Origin of the sequence: Candidatus Karelsulcia muelleri (assembly GCF_024818015.1) — a bacterium.
In the GTDB taxonomy this organism is placed as follows: Bacteria; Bacteroidota; Bacteroidia; order Flavobacteriales; family Blattabacteriaceae; genus Karelsulcia; species Karelsulcia muelleri_C.
Genome location: NZ_CP093908.1, coordinates 162196 through 174839, shown reverse-complemented (window position 1 = coordinate 174839; position 12644 = coordinate 162196). Strand labels below are relative to the sequence as shown.

12 protein-coding genes, 2 tRNA genes and 1 pseudogene are annotated in these 12644 nt (G+C 23.4%); 10 read left to right on the top strand and 5 right to left on the bottom strand.

The window, feature by feature from the left end:
• Positions 1–4 precede the first annotated feature (4 nt).
• On the top strand, positions 5–1042 hold the full coding sequence (locus MP018_RS01005; RefSeq protein WP_259082756.1) for a sigma-70 family RNA polymerase sigma factor: 1038 nt from the start codon (positions 5–7) through the stop codon (positions 1040–1042).
• A gap of 125 nt (positions 1043–1167) precedes the next feature.
• The gene (locus MP018_RS01000) at positions 1168–2139 is read left to right on the top strand and encodes a pyruvate dehydrogenase complex E1 component subunit beta (RefSeq protein ID WP_259288404.1); all 972 of its coding nucleotides are present in this window, start codon (positions 1168–1170) and stop codon (positions 2137–2139) included.
• 35 nt (positions 2140–2174) lie between these two features.
• Here the strand turns inward: MP018_RS01000 and rpmF are convergent, their stop codons facing one another.
• On the bottom strand, positions 2175–2453 hold the full coding sequence (gene rpmF, locus MP018_RS01155) for a 50S ribosomal protein L32 (protein WP_414641218.1): 279 nt from the start codon (positions 2451–2453) through the stop codon (positions 2175–2177).
• Positions 2454–2458: 5 nt separating this feature from the next.
• Positions 2459–3640 carry a pyridoxal phosphate-dependent aminotransferase gene (locus tag MP018_RS00990; protein WP_259288622.1) on the bottom strand — a complete coding sequence of 394 codons (1182 nt, stop codon included), beginning with the start codon at positions 3638–3640 and terminating at the stop codon, positions 2459–2461.
• A gap of 41 nt (positions 3641–3681) precedes the next feature.
• Here MP018_RS00990 and MP018_RS00985 point away from each other — a divergent pair.
• The 8 genes from MP018_RS00985 to MP018_RS00950 all read left to right on the top strand — a co-directional run bounded on the left by MP018_RS00985 (position 3682) and on the right by MP018_RS00950 (position 8588).
• Positions 3682–3752 (top strand) — tRNA-Gln (locus tag MP018_RS00985).
• A gap of 21 nt (positions 3753–3773) precedes the next feature.
• On the top strand, positions 3774–4088 hold the full coding sequence (gene rpsP, locus MP018_RS00980; protein ID WP_259114091.1) for a 30S ribosomal protein S16: 315 nt from the start codon (positions 3774–3776) through the stop codon (positions 4086–4088).
• A 4-nt stretch (positions 4089–4092) separates the two neighbouring features.
• Positions 4093–5355: a 3-phosphoshikimate 1-carboxyvinyltransferase gene (locus tag MP018_RS00975; protein ID WP_259288621.1), complete on the top strand. Its 1263-nt coding sequence runs from the start codon at positions 4093–4095 to the stop codon at positions 5353–5355.
• A 1-nt stretch (position 5356) separates the two neighbouring features.
• Positions 5357–5428: transfer RNA gene (locus MP018_RS00970), tRNA-Glu, on the top strand.
• A gap of 17 nt (positions 5429–5445) precedes the next feature.
• Positions 5446–5700 carry a 30S ribosomal protein S20 gene (gene rpsT / locus MP018_RS00965; RefSeq protein ID WP_259082761.1) on the top strand — a complete coding sequence of 85 codons (255 nt, stop codon included), beginning with the start codon at positions 5446–5448 and terminating at the stop codon, positions 5698–5700.
• A gap of 5 nt (positions 5701–5705) precedes the next feature.
• Entirely contained in the window at positions 5706–6698 is a 993-nt protein-coding gene (locus MP018_RS00960; RefSeq protein ID WP_259288620.1) for an aspartate-semialdehyde dehydrogenase, read from the top strand.
• A gap of 3 nt (positions 6699–6701) precedes the next feature.
• A complete protein-coding gene (locus MP018_RS00955; protein ID WP_259082763.1) occupies positions 6702–7523 on the top strand; it encodes a prephenate dehydratase in 822 nt (273 codons plus the stop codon).
• Positions 7524–8588, top strand: coding sequence for a bifunctional 3-deoxy-7-phosphoheptulonate synthase/chorismate mutase type II (locus tag MP018_RS00950; protein WP_259082764.1), 1065 nt, complete (start codon positions 7524–7526; stop codon positions 8586–8588).
• On the opposite strand, the pseudogene infB reads toward MP018_RS00950, so the two are convergent.
• The 3 genes and pseudogenes from infB to MP018_RS00935 form a co-directional block, all read right to left on the bottom strand.
• Positions 8585–10057: pseudogene (gene infB / locus MP018_RS00945) on the bottom strand (translation initiation factor IF-2); the annotation flags it as partial. The gene MP018_RS00950 and the pseudogene infB sit on opposite strands and share 4 nt — an antisense overlap.
• A 55-nt stretch (positions 10058–10112) precedes the next feature.
• Positions 10113–11354, bottom strand: a complete 1242-nt coding sequence (locus MP018_RS00940; RefSeq protein WP_259082765.1) for a cysteine desulfurase — start codon at positions 11352–11354, stop codon at positions 10113–10115.
• A complete protein-coding gene (locus MP018_RS00935) occupies positions 11344–12642 on the bottom strand; it encodes a SufB/SufD family protein (RefSeq protein ID WP_259288619.1) in 1299 nt (432 codons plus the stop codon). Before MP018_RS00935 ends, MP018_RS00940 begins: the two co-directional genes overlap by 11 nt.
• Between the last annotated feature and the right edge of the window lie 2 nt (positions 12643–12644).

Below are 12644 nucleotides of genomic sequence, written 5' to 3'. Positions count from 1 at the left end.
TAATATGAAAAAACAAAACATTATTAGTGAGCGTGAGCCTGATACTGATCCTATTACTAATGGAGAATCTGAGTCTTTAGATAAATTTTTACTTGAGATAAGTAATCTCCCATTATTAAGTCAAGAAGAAGAATTCTTTTGGGCTAAATTAGCCCGAGTAGGATCTATCTATAATTCTGAAATAGAATCAATCTTCAAAAAATTATTTAAAAAATGGAAACTATTGAAACAATTTCAAAAAAAAAGTAAAGTCATATTAAAAATAAAAAAATTAACCGCTATCTTAAGAAAATTTCCTAAAAAGGGAATAAAAAAATACGCAATTGATAATTTAGTTAAAGCAAATTTAAGATTTGTAATTTCTGTAGCAAAACAATATCAAAATCAAGGATTAAGTTTATCAGATTTAATTAATGAAGGAAATTATGGTCTCATAAAAGGAATAAATCGTTTTGATGAAAGAAAGGGATTTAAATGTATTTCTTATTGTGTCTGGTGGATAAGACAATCTATCTTACAAGCTATATCGGATAAAGCTCGTTGTGTACGTTATCCTACCAACAAACTAGCATTTTATAATAAAGTTAATAAAACATATTCTAAATTAGAACAAAAAATTAAAATGCCTCCATCAATAAAATATATTAGTGACTATTTAAATGTAAGTGAAAAAGATGTTGAGGAAGCTCTGATAAATTCAATTAAACATACATCTTTAGATGCCCCTGCTCTTGGCGAGGGAGATAATTCTAATTTATATGATGTTATAAACATTTCTGAATCACCTAAAACTGATCACTCTTTAGAAAAAGAATCTCTTCAACAAGATATAAAAATATTATTAGAAACTCTTTCAGAAAGAGAATCTCAAATAATTACATTACATTATGGATTAGGATGTTTTTCAATGAATTTAGAAAAAATAGCTTATCTATTAAGATTAACTAGAGAACGTTGCCGACAAATAGAAATGCATGCAATTAAAAGATTAAAAAAATCTTCTCGTAAAAAAAGATTACTATCCTACTTATGTAAGTTGTAAGTTTCGTTTCGCTCCTATTTAAAAAATAATTTATATAATATATATTTCGTTAAATAAAATAATAATTGAATTAATAATTTTATAATTTTAATCATTATATTTTTCTTTTTAATAATTTTTTTTCTATGAAAGAAATGAGTTTTAGAGAAGTTATAGTTGCAGCTATGAGTGAAGAAATGAGAAGAGATGAAACCATCTATTTAATGGGAGAAGAAGTAGCAGAATATAATGGAGCATATAAAGCTTCTAAAGGGATGCTAAAAGAATTTGGTTACAAAAGAATCATTGATACTCCAATATCTGAATTAGGATTTTCTGGGATAGGGATTGGATCAGCTATGAATGGGTGTCGTCCTATTATTGAATTTATGACTTTTAATTTTTCATTAGTAGCTATGGATCAAATAATTAATAATGCTGCTAAAATAAGGCAAATGAGTGGAGGACAATGGAATCTTCCGATAGTTTTTAGAGGACCAACAGGTTTTGCCGGCCAATTAGGTTCTACACATTCTCAATCTTTTGAAAGTTGGTATGCTAATTGTCCAGGATTAAAAGTAGTAATTCCTTCTAATCCTTATGATGCCAAAGGTCTTTTAAAATCATCAATACGTGATAATGATGTAGTCCTTTTTATGGAATCTGAACAAATGTATGGAGAGAAAATGATTATTCCTATTGAAGAATATACTCTGCCATTAGGGTTAGCTAATGTAAAAAAAAAAGGCAATGATGTAACAATCGTTACTTTTGGTAAAATAATAAAAATAGCATTAGATGTTGCTTTAGAACTTGAAAAAACAAATCTAAGTGTAGAAATTATAGATTTACGTACTATACGTCCGTTAGATTATAAAACTATTATTAATTCTATAAAAAAAACTAATAGATTACTTTTATTAGAAGAATCTTGGCCATTAGCTGCTATTTCTTCTGAAATAGCTTATGTTATTCAACAAGAAGCTTTTGATTATTTAGATGCTCCAATTAAAAGAATAACAGTACAAGATACCCCGGCACCTTATGCTAATAATTTAATAAAAAATTGGTATCCTCAGAAAAAGGATATTATTTTCTCTATACAAAAATTACTATAGAGAAAAATCATATTATTTTCTCTATACAAAAATTACTATAGAGAAAAATCATATTTATTTATTAATAAATATTTAAATAAATTAAAATATTGATAATTTCCAATTAATGATTTACTTAAAAAAAAAATGTATTTATTTTTAATAAATAATAATTTGCCTTTATAAAATAAATTTTTTTCATACCAATGTGCTCTATGATATAGATGTAACTGTTTAGTTTTTATATCTATTCCTAATTTTGGACTAGAAATAGTGTAAGAAGTTCTTCTTTTCTTCTTTCTAGATTTAGATTGTTTCCTTTTAGGGTGTGCCATTTTAATTATTTTAATAATTTTTTCATTCTTTTAAAAGCTTCAATAAGATTTTCTTTAGAATTAGCATATGATATCCTAAGGCCATTTTTATACCCAAAAGATTCTCCTGAAACTGTAGCTATATGACATTTATTAAGTAAATACATTGCAAAATCATTTGATGATTTAATATATGAATTATATTTTTTATCTTCTAATAAAGCAGAAATATCTAGAAATATATAAAAAGCTCCTTCTGGTGTTTTAAATTGAAATTGAGGAATATTCTTTATCAGATTTCTTACTAAATCTCTTCGAAATTTAAATTCAGATATTATTTTACTTAATAAGAATTTAGGATTATATGTTAATGCCACAATAGAAGCACGTTGTGCTATAGCATTTACACATGATGTGGTCTGACCTTGGATTTTATCACAAGCTTTAGCAATCCACTCTGGAGCTCCCATATATCCTACCCTCCATCCTGTCATAGAAAATGATTTAGAAAGACCATTTAATGTAACTGTTTGATTATAAATTTCAGGAAAAGAAGCAATACTTATGTGTTTTTTATCATAAATGATATACTCATATATTTCATCAGAAATAATAATAATCTTAGAATATTTAGATAATATTTTAACTATATTTTTTAATTCTTTTTTATCGTAAACACTTCCTGTCGGATTACAAGGAGAATTAAATATAAATATTTTAGTTTTAGAAGTAATTACAGTTTCTAATTGCTTAGAAGTTATTTTAAAATCATCTTCTATTGTAGTTGGTATAATAATAGGTTTAGCCTGACAAAATTTTACCATTTCATAATAACTTACCCAATAAGGGGAAGGTATTATCACTTCATCATTTTTATTTAATAATGATAAAAATAAATTGATAATTGATTGTTTAACTCCATTACTTATGACTATTTGTGAAATCTTATAATTAAGATTATTATCACGTTTAAATTTATTACATATCTTCTTTTTAAGATCTAATATTCCTGATATAGGAGTATAATAATGATATCCTTCATCTATAGCTTTTTTAGCGGCATCTAAAATAAAAGATGGAGGATAAAAATTAGGTTCCCCTACACTTAAATTAATTACATTATATCCTAATTCTTTTAATTTTCTTGCTTTAGAAGTCATTTCTAATGTTTTAGAATATCCCATATTTAGAATCCTATCTGATAACATAATTTTATTTATTTAATATTAATATAATTTTACTTTTCCTAAGACTCGTTGTGTAATGGTAGCACAGCAGATTTTGGTTCTGTTAGTTGGGGTTCAAATCCCTACGGGTCTGCAAATAAATTTTTATAAAAATATGTCAATAAAAATTCGGCTCCAAAGAAAAGGGAGAAAAAAAAAAGCTTTTTATACTATTGTAGTTTCTAACTCTCGTTCTCCTAGAAATGGAAAATTTATAGAAAAAATTGGTTTTTATAATCCTAACACTAATCCATATACTATATCAATTAATGTTGATAAAGCTGTTAATTGGTTAATTAAAGGAGCACAACCTACATGTACTGTAAAATCGTTTCTTTTAAAAGAGGGAATTTATTATAAAAAATATCTTTTATCTGGGGTAAAAAAAGGAAAGATTTTAAAATCAGAGATAGAGCAAAGCAAAAATTAAAAATATGTATTATATTCAAATATCTAAAAATAATTTTTATATAAATGGTAATGTTAAGATTACTGGATCTAAAAGTGAATCTAATAGATTTTTGATATTAAAAGCATTATATCCTGATATAATTGAGTTAGAAAATATTTCAAATTCTGACGATACTTTAATCTTAAAAAAGGCTTTATTTTCTAAAAAAAAGTTAATTAATATTAAACATTCTGGAACCGCTATGCGATTTTTAACCGCCTTTTTTTCTATAAAAGAAAATAGAGAAGTTATATTAACTGGATCATATAGAATGCAAGAAAGACCTATTTCTATTTTAGTAGAAACTCTAAAAAAATTAGGAGGAAAGATTTTTTATGAAAAAAAAAATGGATATCCTCCATTGAGAATAATGGGTAATAAATTATTAGGGGGGGGAATTAATATAGATGCAACTATAAGTAGTCAATATATAAGTGCTCTTATGTTAATAGCATCAAAATTTGAAAATGGATTAAAAATATATTTATCAAATAAAATTACTTCTATCTCTTATCTTAATATGACATTAAACGTTTTAAAAAAACTGGGCATAAATGTATTGTGGAATCATAATATGATTTATATTCAAAATAAAAAATTTAAAAAAAAAATTAAAAGAATAATAGAATCTGATTGGAGTTCAGCATCATATTATTATTCTTTAGTAGCTCTTTCTAAAAAAGCTGATTTAAATTTAAAATTTTTTAATAAAAAAAATATTCAAGGTGATAGTATAATCTCAAATATATATAAAGATTTTTTTAATGTAAAAACTTTTTTTCAGAAAAATGAAATTAATTTAAAAAAAATAATGGATATTGATTTGAATTCAATAGATATTGATTTGAATTCAATAGATATTGATTTGAATTCAACTCCAGATATAGCACAAACTATAGTCGTAACTTGTACTGGATTAAGAATTAAATGTATTTTAAGAGGACTAGAAACTCTAAAAATTAAAGAAACAGATAGATTAAATGCATTAAAAAATGAATTATCTAAATTAGGGGTAAAAAGTATTATAACTAATTCTAGTATAGAATTAGTTAAGTTTAATGAAACTCAAAAAAAGGAAATTTATATTTATACTTATGATGATCATAGGATGGCAATGTCATTTTCTACATTAGGGATTAGATATCCTATATCAATATTAAATTATAACGTAGTATCTAAATCTTATCCTAATTTTTGGATTGATTTAAAATCTATCGGTTTTTTTTTTAAAAAAAACAATATATAATGGCCTATTCGTCTATTGGTAAGGACATCAGATTTTCATTCTGAAAAGAGGGGTTCGATTCCCCTATAGGCTACTTAATGATAAATTAATATGGCAAATACTAAATCCGCCTTAAAACAAATACGTAAAAACAATTTAAAAAGATTACAAAATCATTTTTTTTTAAAATCTACTAAAACAGCAATAAAGAAATTTAAATTAGAATCTAAAAAAACAAAAGTTTTAAATGCTTTTCCTAAGATATCATCTATGATAGATAAATTAGTAAAAAAAAAAATTATTCATAAAAATAAATCTAATAGAATTAAAAGTAAATTAGTAAAATTAATTAACATTATCACTTAGAAAAAATGAATTTAGCTATAGTAGGAGTAACAGGAATGGTAGGACGTGTTATTTTAAATCTTTTAGAAGAAAAAAATATTTATATAAATAAATTATACCCTGTAGCTTCTAATAAATCAATTGGAAAAAAAATGTTTTTTAGAAAAAAAAAATATAAAATTCTAAGTATAGAAGAAGTAATTTCTTTAAAACCTGATATAGCTATTTTTTCTGCTGGTGCAGAAATTTCAAAAAAATGGGCTATAAAATTTACAAATAGAGGAACTATATTAATAGATAATTCCTCTGCCTGGCGGATGGATAAATATAAAAAACTTATAGTACCTGAAATAAATGGAAATATTATAAAAAAAAAAGATAAGATAATTGCCAATCCTAATTGTTCTACAATACAATTAGTTATAGTTTTACACCCATTATCTAAAAAATATCAAATAAAACGTATAGTAATATCTACTTATCAATCTGTTACAGGATCAGGAAAAAAAGGATTAGATCAACTAATAAATGAGGAAAATTTTATAAATTTTAAAAAAAATTATTGTTTTAAAATAAATAGAAATGCTATTCCTCATTGTGAGATATTTGATAGATATGGTTATTCTAAAGAAGAATTAAAATTAATAAATGAAACAAAAAAAATTTTTAATGATAAAAATATAAGAATTACCGCTACGTCTGTACGTATACCTGTAGTAGGTGGTCATTCTGAAAGTGTTAATTTAACATTTAAAAATGATTTTGATATAAATGATTTACGGAATCTATTATCAAATACCAATGGATTAATATTAATGGATAATCTAAAAAATAATATATATCCTATGCCCATTCTTTGTGAAGGAAACGATAATGTATTTGTTGGAAGGATTAGAAGAGATATGTCTAAAACCAAATCTCTAAACATGTGGATAGTTTCTGATAATTTACGTAAAGGATCTGCTACAAATGCAGTTCAAATATTAGAATATTTAATTCATAATAAGTTTGTAAAGTAAAACATGAAAAAAAAAATTGCGATTCAAGGTATAAAAGGTTGTTTCCATGAAATTGCTACTAAAAAACTTTTCTCTAAAATAGATTATGATCTTATCGAATGTAAAACATTTAATGAATTAACACATTTTGTTTCAAAATTTACAGCAGATATAGGAGTACTAGCAATAGAAAATTCTATTGCAGGTGTGTTAATATATAATTTTTTTTTAATAAAATTATATAATCTTAAAATAAGTAGAGAAATATATTTACCTATTAATCATAATTTTTTAATTCTAAAAACTAAAAATAGTAATATTAAAAATATTAAAAAAATCATATCCCATCCTATGGCTATATTACAATGTAAAAATTATATTTCTAAATATAGAAATATAAAAATATCTGAATCGGTAGATACAGCAGAAGCCGCTTATTTTATATTTAAAAATAAAAATTATTATATAGGAGCTATAGCTTCTGAAGAAGCTGCTACGGCGTATAATTTAAAAATTGTAGATAAAAATATACAAACTGTTAATAACAATTTTACAAGGTTTATTATTATAAATAATAATCAGAAATATAAAAAAATTTCTCTTTTTGAGAAAGCGTCTTTCTATTTTAGATTAAAAAATCTAATAGGAGAATTATCTAAAATATTAAACATAATATCATATTATGATATAAATATTACAAGTATTCAAACTTTTCCAATTAAAAAAAAACCATGGGAATATCTATTTTTTATAGATATAAAATTTCTTAAAAAGAAGAATTATTTTTTTATGAAAAAAGAAATAAATAAAATAAATAATTATTTTTACGTAATAGGAGAATATTAAATGAAAAATATAGAACAAAATTGGATAAATAGCTTTAAGAAGCCTCTGATTATATCAGGTCCATGTAGTGCAGAAACTGAAAATCAAGTACTAGAAACAGCTAAAAAATTAGATAAAAATTATATACAAGTTTTTAGAGCAGGAATATGGAAACCAAGAACTAGACCAAATTGTTTTGAAGGTATAGGCCAGATTGGCTTAAAATGGCTAAATAAAGTAAAAAAAGAAACAGGTTTTTTAACAGCAACAGAAGTTGCTAATTCGACTCATGTAGAACTAGCATTAAAATATGATATAGATATAATCTGGATAGGAGCTAGAAGTACAGTTAATCCATTTACTGTACAAGAAATATCAGAAGCATTAAAAAATACAACTAAAATAATTTTAGTTAAAAATCCTATCAATCCTGATCTTGATTTATGGATTGGAGCTTTAGAAAGATTAATGAATCAAGGAATTAAAAAGATAGGAGTTATACATCGTGGTTTTTCTACTTATAAAAGTAGAAAATATCGTAATACTCCTAATTGGGGATTAGCATTAAAATTTAAAAAATTATATCCAAATATACCTATGTTATGTGATCCATCCCATATTAGTGGAAATAGAGAATGTTTATTTGAAGTAATTAAACAAGCAATGAGTTTTAAATATGAAGGATTAATAGTAGAAACACATTGTAATCCTGATAAAGCATTAAGTGATTCTCAACAACAAATAAGACCGGAACAATTTGTAGAATTTTTAAAAAACGATTTTTTTAAAAAAACAAATTCTAAAACTGAAATGGAATTAGAACATATAAGAGTTCTTATATCTGAATTAGATCAAAATTTAATATATTTATTATCTGAGAGAATGGAATCATCTGAAAAAGTAGCAATAATAAAAAAAATAAACAATTTATTAGTTTTTCAACCTAAAAGATGGAAATCTTTAATAGAAGAATATCAAACCTTAGGACAGAAATTATGTTTATCAGAAAAATTTCTAGAAAATATCTTTCAAGAAATTCATAAAGAATCAATAAATATACAAAATCAAATTATAAATAAGATTTAAAGATAACATTCAATTATATCTCCAATTTTAAAATCATTATAATCTTTAATAATTATTCCACATTCATATCCTTTATTTACTTCTTTTACATCATCTTGAAATCTTTTTAAAGAATTTAACTCGCCAGTATAAATAACTACTCCGTCTCTAATTAAACGTATCTTAGAATTACGTATTATTTTTCCATTTCTAATTAAACATCCGGCAATAGTTCCTATTTGCTTTCTTTTAAAGAAATTTATTATTTCAGCATTTCCTATTACAGTAACTGTTTTCCCCTTTATTCCATATAATGATTTTTTAAAGTCATTGATTATATCATATATTATATGATATAATCTTATTTCTAAGTTATTTTTAGTGGCAATCATTTTAGCCTTTAATGTGCATTTAACATTAAACCCAACAATAATTGCATTAGACGCTTTTGCTAATAAAACATCAGATTCTGTTATCAGACCAATGTTTTTATATATAATATTAATTATTCTACTATCTGTCGATAATTTTTCTAATGAATCTGTTATAGCTTCTACCGATCCATCCATATCTCCTTTAATTATTAATTTTAATTCTTTAAAATCTCCTCTTCCCTCTAATGTAATACGAGAACGTAGATTCTGTTCTTTTTTTAAATTACTCCTTATTGAAGCTAATTGTTTAGCTTCTTTTTCATTTTTAAAAACTTGAAATCTTTCACCAGAAGTCGGAGCTCCATTTAATCCTAAAATTTTGCCTGGTTTTGATGGTAATACTTTTTTAATATTATTTCCTATATCATCTAAAATAACTTTTATTTTTCCATGAAAAGTACCCGCTACTACATAATCTCCTAACTTTAATGTTCCTTCTTGGATAAGGATTGTTGTACAATACCCTCGCCCTTTATCTAAAAAAGCTTCTATTACTGTTCCCGCTGCAGGTTTATTAGTATTCGCTTTTAAATTTAAAATTTCTGCTTCTAATAAAATTTTTTCTAATAATTTCTCTATTCCTTTTCCAAGTTTAGCAGATATCTCTTGAGATTTATATTTTCCTCCCCATTCTTCTAATAACAAATTCATATCAGATAATTGTCTTCGTATTTTATCCGGGTTTGAATTAATTTTATCAATTTTATTTAATGCAAATATTATAGGGACACCAGCTAATTGTGCATGGCTAATAGCTTCTTTAGTTTGAGGCATTACATCATCATCTGTAGCTATTACTACAACTACTATATCTGTTATTTTAGTTCCTCTAGCTCTCATGGAAGTAAATGCTTCATGACCAGGGGTATCTAAAAAAGTAATACTATTCCCTTTTTTAAATTTAACATTATATGCTCCAATATGTTGTGTAATCCCTCCACATTCTCCAGCTATAACATTAGTTTTTCTTATATAATCTAATAAAGAGGTTTTTCCATGATCTACGTGCCCCATTATAGTAACAACAGGACATCTTGGTTTAAGATCTTTTTCTTCTAAAACTTTTTTTTTTTTTTATTCATAATGTTGATATTTCTATTTCAATATAATATTAAAATTTAACGTATTCCCCATCAATTAACTTTATTATTTTTCTTATTATTTTATATAAATAATCTATTTCCTCAAATGTATTATATATAGCGAAACTTATTCTTATAGTTCCAGGAATAGAAAAAAAATCCATTATAGGTTGTGCACAATGATTTCCAGTTCTTACTGCTACACCAAAATTATCTAATATTTTCCCTACATCAAATGGATGTATTTTTTTTATATTAAATGATATAATACTAGAACGGTTTTTTTCTTCTCCATAAATTTTAATTCCTTTTATAGAAGTAAATAACTTTATTGCATAATTCATAATTTTCTCTTCATAAGTTTTAATATTTTTAATATTATATTTTTCTATAAATGCTATTGCATCAATTGTAGATATAATTCCTCCTATATTTTTAGTTCCAGCTTCAAATTTAAATGGTAAATTTGAATATGTTGTTTCTTCAAATGAAACTTTATCTATCATTTCACCACCATATTTATATGGTGGTATTAGATTTAAAATATACTCTTTTCCATAAAGAACTCCTATTCCAGTAGAGCCATACATTTTATGTATTGAAAATACATAAAAATCAGGATTAATTTTTTGTATATTTATTGGAATATGAGATATAGCTTGTGAACCATCTATTAATACTAACGTATTATATTTTTTAGCTTCATCAATAATATCATTAATTGGGTTAATAACTCCTAACGCATTAGATACATGACTTAAAGAGATTAATTTCGTTTTATTTGAAATAATAGATTTAAAATAATCTAATTTTAGATTTCCATTATAATCTATGGGGATTATTTTTAATAATGCTTTTTTTTTCTTACAAAGAATTTGCCATGGGATTATATTAGAATGATGTTCAGAATATGGAATTAGAATTTCATCTTTTTGTTTTATTAAAGAAGAAATACTATTAGCTATTAAATTAATACTTTCTGTTGCCCCACTTGTAAAAATAATTTCATGTGAATATTTAGCATTTATCAAATTTTGAATTTTGACTCTACTATATTCCAATTTTTCAGTAGCTTTATTACTTAAATAATAAGCTCCTCTATGAACATTAGAATTTATATTTGAATAATATTCTTTTATTGAATTTATTACTTTATTAGGTTTTTGAGTAGTGGCTGCATTATCTAAATAAACTAATTTCTTTTTTTTAAGAAGAGAATTAAAAATAGCAAATTTTTTCCTTAGATTTTTTATCTCTATTTTAGCTAACATAACATTTTTGTAAATAATAATTATCCAAATTCTTTATTATAATTTTTATTATTAAATCTTTTATATTCTGTATATTAATTTTTTTTAGTATCTCTTTAGAAAAAAGAAAGATAAGTATTGATTTTGCGACAGTTTTTATAACTCCTCTAGAGCAGAGATAAAAAATCTTATTTTTATCTATTTTTCCTATAGTACATCCATGTGAACATTTAACATTATCTGTATAAATTTCTAATTCAGGTTTTGTATAAACAAATGCATTTTTATTAATTAAAATATTATTAGCTTTTTGTAAAGCATTTATATTATTTGCTTTTTTCGAAATTTTAATTTTACCCCAAAAAAATACTTTTGATCTTCCATATAAAATTGATTTATAAGTTTGATAACTTTCACAATTAGGATATAAATGATCTATTAATGTTTTATTATAAATTAATTGATTTAATAATTTTTTTCTTATGATTGTAAGTCCATTTAAATTAAATTTTGAATAATTTCCTAAATTAATTAATTTAATATTATTAATTAATAATCTTCCTTCAAATGAAAAAGTACTGACACTACAAGTACTATTTTTTTTTTGTGTCAAAAAAGTTTTATCTCTTAAATAGAAAAAAGATAAATTATTGTGAATTTTAATATAATCTATATTACTATTTTTTCTAGAATAGATTTCAGTAACTGAATTACTAAAACAAATTTTATTTGTTAATGATTCATGTATTTCTACAATTTTAGCTTTAGAATTATTTCCTATAATTATTAAATTTCTAGGATTTATGATTGAATAATCATAATTAAGATTATATATATATATAATATATATATTGGGTTTAAAACAAAAATTATCTGGTATAAAGATGTAGGCGCCATCTTTTGAAAAGAAGAAATTAAATAAATTTAAAGTATCATTATTGTATATGGATTTACCATAAAATTTTTCAATATTTGAATAACAATAATTTTTATTATTGGTGATAATATCATTTATTGATAATAAATATTTTTTCTTTTTTTTAAAAAAATTTAAAAGATAAAAACCATTTATAAAAAATAAATACATTCCATTTTTATCTAAAATATATTTATTGATTATATCATAATATATAGATTCTGCTTCTTTAACAGGAAATAAATATTCAGAATAAATTAATTTAATATCTGTTAATGAAAACTTTTTATTTAAAAGTTTGATTGATTTAGTACGAATAAGATTTATATAATAATTAATATTATTATTAATTTCTAATCTAGATTTAGAATAAATTTTTTTGTTAAAATTCATTT

Excerpts from the sequence above, each read along its gene's own strand:
- rpmF (WP_414641218.1), bottom strand. The coding sequence starts at position 2,453 with ATGGCACACCCTAAAAGGAAACAATCTAAATCTAGAAAGAAGAAAAGA.
- MP018_RS00955 (WP_259082763.1), top strand. The coding sequence starts at position 6,702 with ATGAAAAAAAAAATTGCGATTCAAGGTATAAAAGGTTGTTTCCATGAA.
- MP018_RS00950 (WP_259082764.1), top strand. The coding sequence starts at position 7,524 with ATGAAAAATATAGAACAAAATTGGATAAATAGCTTTAAGAAGCCTCTG.
- MP018_RS00935 (WP_259288619.1), bottom strand. The coding sequence starts at position 12,642 with ATGAATTTTAACAAAAAAATTTATTCTAAATCTAGATTAGAAATTAAT.
- rpsP (WP_259114091.1), top strand. The coding sequence starts at position 3,774 with ATGTCAATAAAAATTCGGCTCCAAAGAAAAGGGAGAAAAAAAAAAGCT.
- MP018_RS00990 (WP_259288622.1), bottom strand. The coding sequence starts at position 3,640 with ATGTTATCAGATAGGATTCTAAATATGGGATATTCTAAAACATTAGAA.
- rpsT (WP_259082761.1), top strand. The coding sequence starts at position 5,446 with ATGGCAAATACTAAATCCGCCTTAAAACAAATACGTAAAAACAATTTA.
- MP018_RS01000 (WP_259288404.1), top strand. The coding sequence starts at position 1,168 with ATGAAAGAAATGAGTTTTAGAGAAGTTATAGTTGCAGCTATGAGTGAA.
- MP018_RS00940 (WP_259082765.1), bottom strand. The coding sequence starts at position 11,354 with ATGTTAGCTAAAATAGAGATAAAAAATCTAAGGAAAAAATTTGCTATT.
- MP018_RS00960 (WP_259288620.1), top strand. The coding sequence starts at position 5,706 with ATGAATTTAGCTATAGTAGGAGTAACAGGAATGGTAGGACGTGTTATT.
- MP018_RS00975 (WP_259288621.1), top strand. The coding sequence starts at position 4,093 with ATGTATTATATTCAAATATCTAAAAATAATTTTTATATAAATGGTAAT.
- MP018_RS01005 (WP_259082756.1), top strand. The coding sequence starts at position 5 with ATGAAAAAACAAAACATTATTAGTGAGCGTGAGCCTGATACTGATCCT.